At 69.4% G+C, this 15,067-nt stretch carries 13 protein-coding genes; 2 read left to right on the top strand and 11 right to left on the bottom strand.

The features are described 5' to 3' along the window. Positions 1-9 precede the first annotated feature (9 nt). A complete protein-coding gene (locus SSMG_RS18310; RefSeq protein ID WP_009078272.1) occupies positions 10-1,554 on the bottom strand; it encodes an AMP-binding protein in 1,545 nt (514 codons plus the stop codon). Between the two features lie 111 nt (positions 1,555-1,665). On the opposite strand from SSMG_RS18310, the gene SSMG_RS18305 reads away from it, so the two are divergent. Beyond that, positions 1,666-2,304 (top strand): TetR/AcrR family transcriptional regulator, encoded by a 639-nt coding sequence (locus SSMG_RS18305; protein WP_009078271.1) that lies wholly within the window; start codon positions 1,666-1,668, stop codon positions 2,302-2,304. 467 nt (positions 2,305-2,771) lie between these two features. Here the strand turns inward: SSMG_RS18305 and SSMG_RS46975 are convergent, their stop codons facing one another. From SSMG_RS46975 to SSMG_RS18260, 9 genes are all read right to left on the bottom strand, one after another. After that, the gene (locus tag SSMG_RS46975; RefSeq protein ID WP_009078270.1) at positions 2,772-3,275 is read right to left on the bottom strand and encodes a hypothetical protein; all 504 of its coding nucleotides are present in this window, start codon (positions 3,273-3,275) and stop codon (positions 2,772-2,774) included. A 46-nt stretch (positions 3,276-3,321) separates the two neighbouring features. Then, positions 3,322-4,050 carry an alpha/beta fold hydrolase gene (locus tag SSMG_RS18295; RefSeq protein WP_009078269.1) on the bottom strand — a complete coding sequence of 243 codons (729 nt, stop codon included), beginning with the start codon at positions 4,048-4,050 and terminating at the stop codon, positions 3,322-3,324. 665 nt (positions 4,051-4,715) lie between these two features. After that, the gene (locus SSMG_RS18290; protein WP_037714096.1) at positions 4,716-5,306 is read right to left on the bottom strand and encodes a TetR/AcrR family transcriptional regulator; all 591 of its coding nucleotides are present in this window, start codon (positions 5,304-5,306) and stop codon (positions 4,716-4,718) included. A 125-nt stretch (positions 5,307-5,431) separates the two neighbouring features. Then, complete coding sequence (locus tag SSMG_RS18285) at positions 5,432-6,247, bottom strand: ABC transporter ATP-binding protein (protein WP_009078267.1); 816 nt, start codon at positions 6,245-6,247, stop codon at positions 5,432-5,434. After that, entirely contained in the window at positions 6,244-8,070 is a 1,827-nt protein-coding gene (locus SSMG_RS18280; protein WP_037714094.1) for a dipeptide/oligopeptide/nickel ABC transporter permease/ATP-binding protein, read from the bottom strand. Before SSMG_RS18280 ends, SSMG_RS18285 begins: the two co-directional genes overlap by 4 nt. After that, on the bottom strand, positions 8,067-9,008 hold the full coding sequence (locus tag SSMG_RS18275) for an ABC transporter permease (protein WP_037714092.1): 942 nt from the start codon (positions 9,006-9,008) through the stop codon (positions 8,067-8,069). The genes SSMG_RS18280 and SSMG_RS18275 overlap by 4 nt, the downstream gene beginning before the upstream one ends. Positions 9,009-9,083: 75 nt before the next feature. Beyond that, positions 9,084-10,607: an ABC transporter substrate-binding protein gene (locus SSMG_RS18270; RefSeq protein ID WP_009078261.1), complete on the bottom strand. Its 1,524-nt coding sequence runs from the start codon at positions 10,605-10,607 to the stop codon at positions 9,084-9,086. A 184-nt stretch (positions 10,608-10,791) separates the two neighbouring features. Further along, positions 10,792-11,769 (bottom strand): methyltransferase dimerization domain-containing protein, encoded by a 978-nt coding sequence (locus tag SSMG_RS18265; RefSeq protein WP_037714089.1) that lies wholly within the window; start codon positions 11,767-11,769, stop codon positions 10,792-10,794. An 88-nt stretch (positions 11,770-11,857) separates the two neighbouring features. Further along, positions 11,858-12,814: an aldo/keto reductase gene (locus SSMG_RS18260; protein WP_009078258.1), complete on the bottom strand. Its 957-nt coding sequence runs from the start codon at positions 12,812-12,814 to the stop codon at positions 11,858-11,860. Between the two features lie 86 nt (positions 12,815-12,900). Here SSMG_RS18260 and SSMG_RS18255 point away from each other — a divergent pair, with 86 nt between their 5' ends. Continuing rightward, positions 12,901-13,623 carry an SDR family NAD(P)-dependent oxidoreductase gene (locus SSMG_RS18255; protein WP_009078257.1) on the top strand — a complete coding sequence of 241 codons (723 nt, stop codon included), beginning with the start codon at positions 12,901-12,903 and terminating at the stop codon, positions 13,621-13,623. 64 nt (positions 13,624-13,687) lie between these two features. Here SSMG_RS18255 and SSMG_RS18250 read toward each other — a convergent pair whose 3' ends face one another. Continuing rightward, positions 13,688-15,049 (bottom strand): amidohydrolase, encoded by a 1,362-nt coding sequence (locus SSMG_RS18250; RefSeq protein WP_100266825.1) that lies wholly within the window; start codon positions 15,047-15,049, stop codon positions 13,688-13,690. Between the last annotated feature and the right edge of the window lie 18 nt (positions 15,050-15,067).

Genomic DNA, 15,067 nt, shown 5'->3' with positions numbered 1-15,067 from the left:
CGGGCCTCCTCAGTGGACTTTCCGGGCTTCGCCCGCCCAATACCGGTCCCGCACCGCGCGCCGGTCGATCTTGCCGTTGCGGTTCACCGGGAGTTCGCCGGCGAAATCCACCGAACGCGGTTTCTTGATGCGCGCCAACCGTTCCGCGCAGAACTCGATCAGTTCCTCGGCGGTGACCTCGGACCGGCGGACGACGACCGCCTTCACCGCTTCGCCCCACTGCTCGTCGGGCACGCCCACCACGCACGCCTCCGACACGGCGGGATGCTCGTAGAGCACGGATTCCACTTCGGTGCAGTAAATGTTGTAGCCGCCGGAGATGATCAGGTCCTTCTTGCGGTCCACAATGAACAGATAGCCGTCGGCGCGCAGGTAACCGATGTCGCCGGTGTACACCCAGCCGTCGCGGAACGTCTCCGCGGACAGCTCCGGCTCGTGCCAGTACTCCGTCACGCAGTCCGGTCCGCGCACCACCACCTCGCCGAGTTCCCCGGCAGCCACTGGCCGTCCTTCGTCGTCGACCACGCGAACCTCGGAGTCGAACAGCGGCCGCCCGGCCGACGACAGCAGCTCCGGGTCCTCCTCGATGCCGCGCACGACGTCGTCGCAGGTCAACACTGTGACACCGCTGGTGGTCTCGCCCTGGCCGTACCCCTGCATCACCACCGGACCGAACGCCGCGACCGCGTCGCGCAACCGCTGCGGCGACACCGGTGCGCCGCCCACCCGAAGGCAGGTCAGCGAAGACAGGTCGAAGTCGCCGAGGCCGGGGTGGGACAGCACCATATTCAGCATTACCGGCACCAGGAACGTCGAGGTGATCCGTTCTTTCTCGACCGTCCGCAGGAATTCCTCGGCGGTGAACCGCGGCAGCACCACCGCGGTCGCCCCGCGGGAAAACGCCGCCAGCAAACCCATTCCGGTCGCGTGCGTGATCGGACCCGCGGCCAGATACCGTTCCTCGACGGCGGGTGCCCCTTCCGGGCTCATCAGCCGCTTGCGCATGTTCGCCAGCCGGTTCCCGGTCGTCTGCACCGCGGCCTTGAGCTTCCCGGTGGACCCGGACGTGAAGTGCAGGACCGAGGGATCCTCCGCGCCCACCTCGACCGCGACCGGCTCCGCCGACCCCGCTGCCAGCACCTCGGCGTAAGACCGGACATCCGGCGTGCGGCCGTCGTAGTCGATCAGGGAACACGACGTCCCCGTGGCCGCTTTCTGCGCCGCTTCGGCGTGCTCGGCGTCGACGAGCAGCACCCGCACGTCCGCGTCCGCCAGGATGTGCTCGACCTCGCCCGCGGACAGCCGCGCGCTGATCGGCACCCGCAGGAAACCGCCCTTGTAGCAAGCGATCTCGGTCTCCACCAGCTCCGCGCTGTTGCCGGAGAACGTGGCCACCGCCTGCCCGGGCTCGACGCCGGACGCGAGGAGCGCGGACGCCAGCCGGTTCGTCCGCTCCTCCAGTTCGCGGTAGGACCACCGCCGCTCGCCGCACACCAGCGCCGGCTGCTCGGGCCAGAACGTGCTGGCACGGGTGACATAGCTGCCCAGGTTCACGCCGACTCCCTGTTCTCCGTCAGACTGACCAATGCTGAACACTGTGTCTATTAACGGTCGCGGTGTCAACAGTTCGCTACACTCGGGCCGGCACCGACCGAAGGGGGCCCTTTGCCGACCACTGACCGACGGACCCGCCGCACCCGCGGCCTGCTCCGCGACGCGCTGGTGTCGCTGGTGCTCGAACGCGGATACGCCAACGTGACGGTGGAAGACATCACCGAACGGGCCGACCTGGGCCGCGCGACGTTCTACAGCCACTACCCGGACAAGGACGCCCTGCTGCGACACGTGGTCACCGAACTCCAGGAGGAACTGGACGAACGCCTGCGCCCGCTGGTCCCGGCGTCCTCAGTCGGGTTCACCGGCAAACCGGCGCTCGAGCTGTTCCGGCACGCCCGCGAAAACCGGGATCTCTACCTGCTCATCCTGCGCGGCGAGGGCGATGGCCGAGCGCTGCGGCAATTCACCGACGCGCGCATCGACGCGGTGTGCTCGGTGTTCCAGTCCCGGGCGGACCACCACGACGTCAAACCGCGCATCGACCTCGGCGTGCTGGCGAGGGCGTGGGTCGGGGAACAGCTCGCCGTGCTGCGGTGGTGGCTGGAAACGGAGCCCGCGCCGATGTCGGCCGAAGAGGCCACCGGGATGCTGCAGAACCTTTCACTGCGCGGCCGCTACTGGGCCAACGGCTTCGAGGGCGACCCGCCGGATCCCGCGCCTACCGGGGCGGATTCACCGCAGTCCTGACTTGGCCCACCGCTCGGCCACCCGTCGGCAATCCTCCCGGAGTTCGGCCGGACGTCGGTCAGCTCGGCGTCGAACGTGGCCAGGATGCCCGCGATTCCGGCCCACGGCTCACGCGCCGAGCGTGAGCCGACCTGCAGACGGTCCTGCTGGACACCTTCCGCCGCCGACGCTGGGCCGAGCGCACCCTGGAGGTCACCGCCAACGCCGACCCACAGAGCGTCGCCGCGTTCCGCTTCAACGCCGCCTCCACCCGGGCCGCCGATCTGGCCCGCAAGCCGAATCACCGCCCTGGGCGACGCCGTCGCACAGTTCGAAGCCGGGTGCGCCAACATGGGAGCGGGGTCCTGACGTTGGCGATGAAGACGGTCCGGTGAATCCTCGCCACTGACACCTCACTCGGAGCCGTTGCCACCGCTCTCGGCACGCCTCTCCTGGCCGCGGCCGCACGCCTGCGCCGCTGACGGAGTTCAGGCCTGCGCCTCGCGAAGCATCCGCACCGCCTTCGGGCCAACGCCGTGCAAGGCCAGCAACTCGGCGTCGGTCCATTCAGCGGTCTGCGCGAGCGTCGTGATCCCCGCCCCGTGCAATGCCCGAGTCGCCGGACTGCCGATCGCCTTGGGCAAGTCGCCCACTTCGCCCGCCACCGCAGTCCCGGCCGCAGCTACTGGAGCCGCCAGACGTTTCGGTGCGCGGGCTAGCCACGCTCGGCGCACCCAGTAGTTGAGCTGCTGCCCGTTGAGGTCCTCGATCGGGAACCGCACCCCCGCCCGCGCCACCCGCCGCGCGCTCGGGTGTTGCGCGCGCATTTCGTCCACATCGGACGCAGTCATCCGGAGCACGACCTGACGATCCGGTCGCAGGGCGGCGAATTCCTTGCCCTGCACCGTGAACACGACCGTACCGTCAACGGCAAGCTCGGCCGTCTCCGGATAGGACAGGGCGGTTCTGCGGAGCTGCGCCGGTGTCGTCATGCGCTCCAGGCTGGCACGACTGCGCCGAGGAGGCCATTTCGGCCCGTCAGCGGTCCGCGACCCCGAGGAAGCCGAACACCGCCTCGCGCAGCTCGACCCCGACCAACGCACCCCGGTGATCCCCCGCGACCTGCTGGAACCGCGCGCCCGGAACCCGGGCTACCAGCTGCTCGATCCCGTGCGCCATGAAGTCCTGCCGCCCCGCGAGAAACAACGTCGGCACCCGCGGAACGCCCGCCCCCGGATCGAACGGCTCGCTGGCCAGCCCCTCGACGAGATTCAGCAGCGACTCCGCGTCGCCCGCCGCCGCCATGGCGGTGATCGCACCGGTCAACGGATCGTCCGGCGACGGTCCCCCTCGAACAGCCTGCCGGGCGGCCCCGAGATCCACCGCCGCGAACGGTTCCTGCGGACTCAACCCGCCGAGCACCAACCGCCGCACCGACACCTTGGGATGCGCCGCGAGATCCCACGCAAGCCGAGCCCCGAGCGAATACCCGACGACGTCGACTTCCTCCGCGCCAGCACATTCCGCCAGCGCGTCCACGACCCGCGTCGCCGTGGCCTCGCAGGGGTGCGCGACCTTAGGCCCGCCAGGATGCCCCGGCAAATGCACCACAATCGTCTCGCGCCCCGCGGCCGCCAGCGGATCGGCCCAGTACTCCGCGGGCCAATCAGACGTCGCCGAAGAAGCGAACCCATGAATCAGCACCACCGGAGGCCCAGTGACGGCCCGACCGGAAAGCGTGCGAGTGACCGGAAACGCGGAAGTCATTCTCCAAGCGTAGACACAAACCCGGACCCGGTCCAGACCTCCGTGAGGGACTCCTTGAGGGAATCTGATTCCCGGAAGGAGTCCTTCACGAACTCAGAGTCCCTCAGGGTTCCCCTCAGGGTTCCCCTCACGGCCCACCCCCGACTCGGCCGCCGCCCCGAATGCGCCCCAATGCCACATTGGGTGCGTCCGACGCACCGAACGCCACATTGGTTGCGTCGCATGCACCGAACGCCACATTGGGTGCATCCCACGCACCCAATGCCACATTGGGGGCGTCGCATGCACCCAATGCCACATTGGGGCGCTAACCGCCCGCCTCGAACCCGTCGCTAATCCCCGCACCGCGCCGCACTAGTCATCCGCCGCAGCCGGCGCGCCCAACGCCACGGTGGGGCACCATCCGCACGCCGCGAACCCCCACGCAGCAAACCCGGAAGCCGCGAAAAAACCGCAGCCAGTGCACCCAAACACCGGGGGCACCCACCCCTCCCCCAACCCCGATACAAAGCCGCCCTGCGGTTCGGGGGTGCTTGTCAAGGCATCTTTCCCGCCTTGACAAGCACCCCCGAACCGTCAGCACAATCAAAATTCGGGGTGCCCCACGCAACCAAAAACGACGGCAATGTCGCCCCCCAGGGCGACGAGTCGAAACAAACGACGACTCAATCCCCAATCCGAGCTATCAACCCGTCAATATAAGCCCGATAACGCCCGGCAACCTTCCCCACCGGATGCATCAAACTAGTAACATTAGCCCCAATGGAAACCGCGATAATCTCATCCGCCAACACCCCGATCACCGCCGCATCAGTCCCCTCCCCCTTCCCCCGAGCAGCAGCGATCCGCACCGTCAACTCCGCCCGCCAGCTGTCGAGCAATTCCCGATACCGCCGAGCCAAATCCGGATTGGCCACGGAATGCTCCCACAGCACCAGCAACACCCGAGCCGAAGCGATCTGATGCTCGTCGAACGGAATAGCCGCCTCGACAAAACCCCGCAGCGACTCCACCGGGCCCAGCGAAGGATCCAATTCCGACATCCGCTGCGAAGTCTCCTGCAGCACGCTCTCGAACGTGGCCGCGATAATGCTGTCCTTGCTGGGGAAATAATGTTTGAGGGCGCCGTTGGCGAACCCGGCCGCGGTCACGATGCTGCGCATCGTGGCAGCCTCGAACCCGCCCTCGATGATCAGCTTTTTGGCGACCTCGACGATCTCCCGTCGTCGCTGGTCGTGATCGATGACCTTCGGCATGGTTACAGACTCTAACCCGTATTCTCCCGCGACGGATGTGACCCTGCTCGACCGCCAGCGGGAGCGGCGAGCCCGGAATCCGGGCAGCGGCACCGAGCCGCGAACCCGGCGAACGACCGGAGCGCTTACCCCAGCCCCAGCCGGGCCGCCCGTCTCTCCGCCTGCCGCGCGGGATCGGCCACCGGGGCGGCCAGCAGCAGTCGCTGGGTGTACGGATGCTCCGGGTTGCGGGTGACGGCAGCGGTCGGCCCGGATTCCACGATCTCTCCCTGGTACAGCACCGAAACCCGGTGGCAGATCCGGCGCACCACCCCCAGGTCGTGCGAAACGAACAGATACGACACCCCGGTCTCGCGCTGCAGTTCCAGGAACAGGTCGAGAATGGTCGCCTGCGTGGTCAGGTCGAGCGCGCTCACCGGCTCGTCGCACACGATCAGCCGCGGCCGCCGGACCAGTGCCCGCGCGATCGCGATCCGCTGCCGCTGTCCACCGGAGAACTCCCCCGGATACCGGTGCACCGCGTCGCCCGGCAGCCGCACCCGGTCGAGCATGTCGGCGACCACAGTCCGGGCGTCCGCGCGCGAGGTTCCCGCCACCACCAGCGGTTCGGCCAGGACCTCGCCGACGGTCATGGTCGGGTCCAGCGAACCGTACGGGTCCTGGAACACCACCTGGATGTCGCTCGCCAGCCGTCGTCGCGTCGCGCCCCGGGCGTGGGTGATGTCCTCGCCGTCGAAGGTGATCCGGCCGGACTCCGGCGCGGCGAGGCCCAGCACGGCTTTGCCCAAAGTGGACTTTCCCGAACCGCTTTCCCCGACCAGCCCGACGCATTCGCCCGGCTTGACGTCGAGCGAAATCCCCTTCAGCGCCCGGAAGCGCACCCGGCGGCTGAGCCGGTAGTCGACGACCAGGTCCTCGATCGCGAGAAGCGGAGCCGTCATCGCCCGGCCTCCTCTCCGGTCGCGTGGGCAAGGCCGCGCCGTTCCCAGGCTTCGTCCAATTCGTCCCGTCCTTCGGTGTCGTCCAGCGACGCGCTGATCAGCTCGGCGGTGTAGGGGTCCTCCGGCGCGCGGAAGATCCGTTCCACCGGGCCGGTTTCCACGATCCGGCCGTCCTTCATCACCACGACGCGGTCGCAGATGTCCGCGACGACGCCGAAGTTGTGCGTGACGATCACCAGCGCCATCCCGTACTCGGCCTGCAGTTCGCGCAGCAGCTCCAGCACCTCGGCCTGCACCGTCACGTCCAGCGCGGTCGTCGGCTCGTCCGCGACCAGCAGCGACGGCCGCCCGGCCACCGCGCCGGCGATCAGCACGCGCTGCGCCATGCCGCCGGAGATCTGGTGCGGGTAGCTCGCCATCACCCGGTCCGGATCGGTGAGGCCGACTTGCAGCAGCACCTCGCGCGCCCGCGCATTCGCCGCGGCCTTGTCCAGCCCGTGCACGCGGCGCAGCGGCTCGACGAGCTGGTGCCCGATCAGGTAGCACGGGTCGAGGTTCGTCATCGGTTCCTGCGGCACGTACCCGATCTCGCGGCCGAGCAGTTTCGCCCGCTCCGCCGCGTTCCCGACCTCGCGCCCGCCGACCCAGATCCCGTCCGCGACCGCGGTTCCGCCCGGCGGCAGGAGGTCGAGCACCGAGAACACCGTCTGCGTCTTGCCGGACCCGGATTCGCCGACGATCCCGAGGACCTCGCCGGGCGCCGCGTCCAGCGACACCCCGCGCACGACCTCCTTGACGCCCTTGTCGGTCGCGTAGCCGACGCGCAGGTTCTCGATCCGCAGCGCGCACTCCGCCGCCGCGTGCTCGTGCGCACCTGAAGCACCGCCGGTCCCCAAAGCGTCCGGTGCGGGAGCCGCGAGAGCCTCCCGCACCCGGGCCCGGCCGCGGCGCGTCGGCTGTTCCGCGCGGACGCTGACCAGGTCCGCGAGCGTCGAGCCGATGAACGCCAGCGCGGCAATGGTCACGCCCAGCGCGATCGACGGCCACAGCAGGATCAGCGGGTAGGTCAGCATGTTCAGGAAGCCGTCGTTCATCGTCTGGCCCCAGCTGGGCGTCGACGCCGACCCGATGCCGAGGAACTGCAGACCGGCCTGCATGCCGATGGCGAGCCCGGCGGTGAGCGCGGTCTGCACGATGATCGGCGCGTACACCGCGCGCAGCAGGTGCGTGCGCAGGATCCGCAGCGTGCCGACCCCGGCCACGCGCGCCGCGTCGATGTACGGCTCCCGGCGCACCGTCAGCGCGCGGGCGCGGGTGATCCGGTAGTAGCCGGGCGAGAGGAACACGCCGAGCGCGATCATCAGCACGGTGAAGTCCTGGCCGGTGCCGGCCGCGACGACCAGCAGCACGATCATGCCGGGCACCGACTGCAGCGCGTCGCTGATCCACGAGCAGATCCGGTCGGTCGCGCCGCCGAAGTATCCGGCGACGACACCGGTCGGCACGCCCAGCACCACGCCGGTGACGCAGGTGATCACCCCGCCGTACAGCGTGGTCCGCGCGCCGTAGAGCAGCCGGCTCAGGATGTCGCGACCGGCGGAGTCGCCGCCGAGCAGGTGCCCGTTGCCGGGTTCGGCGTGGGTGAGCGCGAAGTCGACGTGGTTCGGGTCGTACGGGGCCAGCCACGGCGCGAACACCGCAGCCAGCACGATCAGCGCGAACACGACCAGCGCGACGACGCCGACCGGACGGCGGAAGTACCGGCGCAGCAAGGAAATCCGCTTCACCGGGGCGAGCGTGGCGGGGAACGGGGCAGCGGTCATCGGTCGCGCACCTTCGGGTTGACCCACCCGAGCACGAGGTCGAGCAGGAAGTTGACGATCACGACGAACACGACGGTCACCGCGGTCAGGCCGAGCAGCACCGGGATGTCCCCGATCTGCGACGCCGACTGCGTCAGGCTGCCGATCCCCGGCAGGTTGAACACGATCTCCACGACCACCGCGCCGCCGAGCAGGCCGACGAACATCAGCGCCAGCACGGTCAGCGCGGACGGCGAAGCGTTGCGCAGCACGTGCGTCGTGACCCGGCGCGACGACAGGCCGCGCGCCCGCAGCGTACGGACGAAGTCCTGGTTGGCGACCTGGAGGAAGCCGTTGCGCAGCTGTTCGGCGATCATCACGATCGCGCCGAGCGACAGCGAGATCGACGGCAGCGCGATCGACCGCAGCCAGCCGGACACCGACTGGTCCGGCGACACGTACCCGACCGCGGGGAACCACTGCAGCTGGATCGCGAACCAGGTCACCAGCACGAGGCTGACCCAGAACCCGGGCAGCGCGAACAGCACCACCGACGCCAGCTTCAGCACCCGGTCGACCACGCCGCCGGGACGCAGCCCGCAGACGACCCCGACGAGGACGCCGAGAACCGCGGCGAGCAGCGTCGCGGCAACGACGACCGACAGCGTCACCGGCACGCGCAGCGCGATCTGTTCGCCGACCGGCTGGAAATTCCGCCAGGAAGTCCCGAAATCGCCGGTGGCCGCGTGCGACAGCCAGTCCCAGAACTGGACGAGCAGCGGCCGGTCGTACCCGATCTGGGCGCGCAGCGCCGCCTGCTGCGCGGGGGTCGCGCTGTTGCCGAGCAGCCCGGCGGTCGGGTCCCCCACCGCCGTGTGCGCCAGGAAGAACGTGCCGCTCGTGACGAGCACGAGCAGCAGGATCCCGGACACCAGGCGTTTGACGATGAATGTGAGCATGTTCCGGCTCCTCCCCGGGGCGGGTCCCTCCACTGTGGAATCTTCGGAGGGACCCGCCCCGGGACGACGGGCGCGTCAGCCGCGCTGGATGAACCGCAGCGTCGGGAACATCATGCCGGTGATCGGCGTGACGGTGATGCCCTTGACGCTGAAGTAGAGGTTGTCGGCCTGGTACCAGACGTTCCACCAGGCGAGGTCCACGAGCTTCCCGTTGAGCTCCTTGAGCGCCGCCGTCTGCTCCGGGCCGGGCTGGGCCTGCTCCGCCTTCTGCACGAGCGCCTTCACCTCCGGGAAGGCGTCCACCGACGGCTTCGGGTTGTACCACTGCGAGGAGGTGACCTGGTCAGTCAGCGTGGCCATGTCGTTGCCGTCCATCGCGATCACCGCGAGGAACATCGGGTACGTCGGCGCGTTCTTCTGGTAGTCCGGCATCGACATGTTCTGCCAGTCGACCTTGATGCCCAACTGCCCGAACGTCTGCTCGGCGGCGGGCTGCCACGCCTGGAAGATCGTGGACATCGGCATCTTCAGGCTGAACCCGTTGGGATATCCGGCTTCGGCGAGCAGCTGCTTGGCCTTCGCGAGGTCGGTCTTGTACTTGCCGTTGCCCGCCGGGTCGTAGACCTGGCTGCCGCTCGGCCACAGCTGGTCGGTGACCGTGCCGGCGTCGTTGCCGACCGCCTTGAGGATCCCGGCCGCGTCGAAGGCGTAGGAGATCGCCTGCCGCACGCGCTGGTCGCCGAGCGCCTTCACCTGGCTGCCGGTGCGGTCCGCGAACTGGACGCCGACCCACGACGCCGGCTTCTTCGCGACGTTCCAGCCGTTCTGCTGCGCCTTCGGCAGGTTGGCCGCGTTGGCGAACTGCACGTTCAGCTGACCGGACAGCATCGCGTTGAAGCTCGCCGCCTGGTCGGTGATCGGGAACAGCCGCACGGTCGGGAACGGGTAGGTGGCGCTGTCCCAGTGCTTCGCGCGCTTCTTGAAGACGTATTGCGACTGCGGTTGCGACGACGCCTTGTCGAAGGTGTACGGGCCGGAGCCGTCGGGGCCGTTGGCGAGCGAGTTGGCCTTGATCGCCTTGGGCGAAGCCATCCAGCTGCGGCCGAGACCCATGAAATACAACAGCGCGTCGTCGCGTTCGGACAGATGCAGCACGACCGTCGACGGGTCCTTTGCCTCGACGCTCTTCACGTCGGTGTAGGCCTGGCCGGACCGGGTGCCCGCCTTCAGGTGGTTGAGGTTCTCGACCGCCGCGGCGGAATCGAACTTCTGGCCGTCGTCGAACGCGACGTCGTCGCGCAGGTGCATGGTCAGGGTCAGCCGGTCGGCCGACCAGTCCCACGATTTCGCGAGCGCGGGGACCGGCTTGGCGTCCTTGTCCAAGGCGACCAGCGGGTCGTAGACCGCGGACAGGTACGGGCCGTCGAAGCCGATGTCGGCGTTGGCCGGGTCCCACGACGTCACGTCGAGGAACACGCCCGCCTTCAGCTCGTCGGTGCCCGCGCCCGCCCCGGCGGCGCCCGAGCCGGTGCATCCGGCGATCGCGAGCAGCGCCGCGGCGGCCGCCGCGAACAACGCCGCTGTCCTTGTCCTCGTCATTGAGTCCCTCTCTCAGGGTGCTGGACCGCCGGCGGGGTCGCTCGGCGCCCCGCCGGGAACGGCGGGCCTGCGAGTGCGGCCCGGCTCGCCGTGGTGCGGGATAGTCTACGATTGTCGGCTAAAAAATCAACGGGCCGGGTGCGTTTGTTATCTCCCGTGTTGCCTCCCGGCCGTGCTGCCGTTTTCAGACGGCGTCGGCGACCAGAACGCGGGGACTTCCGGGCAGCGCGAGGACATCGCATACGCGCCATCCTGCACCGTCGAGCCATTCGCGAACTTCCGCCTCCGGATAGACGACGGTTCCGTCGATCACGAAGTACTCCCCCGCGTGCAGCGCGTCGATCGGACGCTGCCGTTCGTCGTCGTCGAGGAAGAAGTCCAGCAGCAGCAACGTCGCGCCGTCCCCGGCGGCCGCGCGCGCGTTCGCCAGGATTTTCCGGTTCTGCTCCGCGGTGAACCGGTGCACTACGTGGTTCACCATCACCAGATCGTGCTCTCCGCCCGGCGTCGCGGATTCCGTCGGCGCGGGGTCGATGCTCGTACGATCCGCGTACCCGGCCGCATTCACCGCGTCGGTGATGCCTTGCGTGGACTCGGGCGCGAAAACGAAACGAGCGGTCAGTGCGGGATTCGCCCGCAACGCGCCGATCGCGAATTCCGGCGACAATCCGCCCAGATCGAGCATGCTGCGGTAGGGCGAGAAATCGAATGCGCGCGCGAGCATCGACGCGTGCAGGGCGTTGTAGCGCATGACGCCCGCCATGAACGTCGCCCAGCGGCCCTCGTCCATCTGGAGGTCGCCGGGTTTGCCACTGTCCACAGTGGTGTCGAACTGGAGCCAGTGGCCGTAGCTGATTTCGTTGAGGAAGGCCAGGAACGGCGCGAGATCCGTAGCGCCGTCCCCGCCCAGGTACTCCCGCGCGTCCTCGGCCAGCTCGTAGCGGCCCTCGGTGCGCTCCAGCAGGCCGCGCGCGTTCATCGCGTCGGCCAGGATGCGCGTCAGCTGCTCGCTCTTGCCGGTGGCGGCGGCGAGTTCCGGCGCCGTGCGCGGACCGTCGGCGAGCGCGCGGAACAAGCCGATCCGCGAGGCGGCGAACAACTGCTTCGCGCCCATGTACCCGATGGCGATGTCGACGATGCGGTCCGGCGCTGGTTTCGTCATGTGGCGGCTCCTCACGGCGTCGGGGATGCCTCTCCGGGCACCCCGGGGAGCTTTAGTCTACGCACGTCGACAAAAAACACCAGCCCCTTCACCAGGTTCCGTCGGCGGCGACTTCGCGGTCGAGCCACAACTCCTTGGTCAGCTCGCGAATCCGGTCCGCGCCGACGCGCGTCAGCAAGGAGAGCGCGCCCGCATTGTCCTCCAGCTGCGCCTGCCGCGATACGCCCACCAGGACGTTCGCGGTCGCGGGATTGGCCAGGCAGAAGGCAATTCCCAGCTGCGCGGGCGAAGCGTCCAGTTCGTTCGCGATCCGTTGCACCGCAGGCCAAGCGGCGGCGATCTTCTCCCGGATGCCGCCGACGTCGGCACCGATCTTGCGATTCGGCTTCACATTCCCGACGAGCAGCCCGCCTTCGAAAATGTCCGACGCCTGCAGGGCCAACTCTCCGGAGGCGAACAGTGGCGCATAGAACTCGCCCTCGGCCATCGACCGGCGCGCGAGCCCGTATTTGAGCTGCGCGAAAACCGGCGGCTCCAGGCCATGTTTGCGCGCGATGGCAATGGCCTTGCGCAGATCGTCAATGCGCCAATTGTTCACGCCCCACGCGCGGAACCGGCCAGCATCCATCTGCTCGGCGACGTCCGCGACGACCTGTTCGAGGTCGATCTCGCCGAAGTAGTCGCCGACCACGACCAAATCGGCCGACTCGACGCCGACGCGTTCCAGCGACGTGTTCATCTGCTGCGTGAAGCCGACCTGGGGGTAGTCCCAAAGCCAGAGTTTCCCGCAGTAGAGCCAATCTTCGCGGGCGAGACCGGCTTCGCGGACCGCCCGGCCGAAAATCTGGTCGGTCGTGGAGCCCTCGGCGTGCGGGCCCATGTCGTAGTGCGCGACGTCGAAGAAGGCGTGCCCGAGTTCGGCCGCGCGGGCGATCAGCGCGACCGCGTCGCCGAACTCCATCCGGTCCCAGGTGTTCCACGAGCCGAGCGACAACGCCGGCACGCGCGGGAACGCCGGGCCCAGTCCAGGTCGATCCGTCGCCACGATTCCTCCTGCGGTTCAAGGGATTTATTTTCTACGCTTGTATACTATAAGCCCGCGAACCTCGCTCCCGGCGAAAGGAAACGACGATGCCCGCTGCCCGTACCGTGCTGATCACCGGAGGTGCCGGCGGCATCGGCCGCGCGATCGGCGCCGCCTTCGCCGAGGCCGGCGATTCCGTGGTGCTCGCCGACCTCGACGGTGCCGAAGAAGCCGCCAAATCCCTTGGCGGACGCGGAATCCGGCTCGACATCACCGACGAGACGGCGATCTCCGCGGCGCTCGACGAGGTCGGTCCGGTCGACGTCTTGGTCAACAACGCCGGTCTGCTGAGCGTCCACGGCCGGTTGCTGGACCTGCCGGGCGCGGACCTGCTGCGCATTCTTTCGACGAACGTGCACGGCACGTTCCTGATGACGCAACTGGTCGCCCGCCGGATGGTCGAGCGCGGCGAGCCGGGGGTCGTGGTGAACCTGTCCTCGATCGGCGGACGGCAGCCGACGCCGGGCATGGGCGGCTACGAAAGCAGCAAGGCGGCGGTCGACGCGCTGACCCGGTGGGCGGCGATCGAACTGGCGGAGCACGGGATCCGGGTGAACGCGGTCGCGCCCGGCCCGGTCGCGACGCCGATGCTCGCCGCCGCGATGCCGCCCGGCTCGCCCGCGCACGACGCGTGGGTGGCGCGGATCCCGGACGGCCGGATGGCCGCGGTCGAGGACGTCGCCGCCGCGGTGGTCTTCCTGGCGAGCCCGGCCGCCGCTCACATCACCGGCACGAGCCTCCCGGTGGACGGCGGCCAGCTGCTCACCTGAAAACAGCCGTCCGTGAAGGGCTCCTTGCGGGAATCTGATTCCCGCAAGGAGCCCTTCACGGACGTTAGGCGATCGTTCCGGGCGTGCGCTCGAAGACGATCTGTCCATCCAGGACAGTCAGGTCGACTTCGACCGAGGGCAGTTCGGCAGGAGTCACCGCGAACGGGTCCGCGGACAGCACGCACAAATCGGCCGCCATCCCCGGCGCGAGCGTGCCCTTCCACGACGCGGCGCCGTCCTGCTGAGCCGGGTGCACGGTGTAGCAGCGAAGCAGGGTTTCCATCCGCTGCCGCACGTCCTCCGCGGGCCCCATCCACTGGTCCGCGGCCGCGATTTCCTTGCGCCAGTCCGGCGGGAGCACCGGAGCGTCGGAGGTCAGGCACAGCGGGATCCCGGCGTCCAGCGCCTCCTGCAGCGGCCACGCGGTCGCCGAACTGCCCTCCCCCAGCGCCGCGTCGACCACCGAGGCGGTCCGCACCGCGATCCCGGCCTGGGCGGACAGCCCGACCCCCAGCCGGGCCATCCGCTTGAGCTGCGCGGTGTTCACCAGGTCGCCGTGGATGACGTAGTGGCCGAGGTCGACGTCCCGTTCTTCCCGGGCCTGTTCGACGGCGTCCAGCATCAGCTCGATCGCCCGGTCGCCGGTCGCGTGCACGCCGACCTGCAGTCCCGCCTCGTGCGCGGTGCGGACCATCCGGGTGAAGTTCTCCTCGCGTTCCGGGTCGTCCGCGCCGCCGACGAGCAGGTGCGCGTGGCTGCCGTCGGCGTAGCAGTGGTGGGTGTAGGCCGAGCGCATCGGCGGGATGCCGTCGGCGAAGATCTTCACCCCGCGGAAGTTCAGCCGGAGCGGGTCGCCGCCCGGTCCGTCCACTGTGGCCAGTCCGGCGCGGAAGTTGTCGAACGTGCTCGGACCGTCGAGTTCGCCGTACAGCCAGAGCGCGGTCACCCTCGCCCGCAGCAGTCCTTCGGCGGCCAGTTCCCGGTACTGCTCGACGACGGACATGCCGAACGCGCCGATGTGCCCGTCGTCCTCCCCCGGGCCGAGACCGGGTTCGGTGTAGCTCGTAATGCCCAGCGCGGCAAGGATTCCGCCCGCGCGGAGGATGGCCGCCCGGCGTTCGGCGGCGGTGCGCAGCGGCTTTTCCGGACCGGGCCCGGGCGCGCCGTCGTCGGCGAACAGGGTGTCCGGCCACAGCGCGCCGAGCCAGGCGCCGTGCAGGTGCGCGTCGTTGATGCCCGGCAGCACCGCGCGGTCGCCGAGGTCGAGCACTTGCGTGCCGGGGCCGATCAGCTCCCGCACCTCGGCGTCGGTTCCGGCGCGCAGCACGCGTCCGTCCCGCACGGCCAGCGCGGTCGCGGGCGCGGCGCCGGCCATGGTGTGCACCGCCGCTGCCCGCAAGACGAGATCCGCAACTGAGGTCGGCACAGGCGCTCCTGGAGGGAT

The organism is Streptomyces sp. AA4 (assembly GCF_000158875.1).
In the GTDB taxonomy this organism is placed as follows: domain Bacteria; phylum Actinomycetota; class Actinomycetes; order Mycobacteriales; family Pseudonocardiaceae; genus Amycolatopsis.
This window is presented reverse-complemented; position numbering and strand designations above follow the sequence as displayed.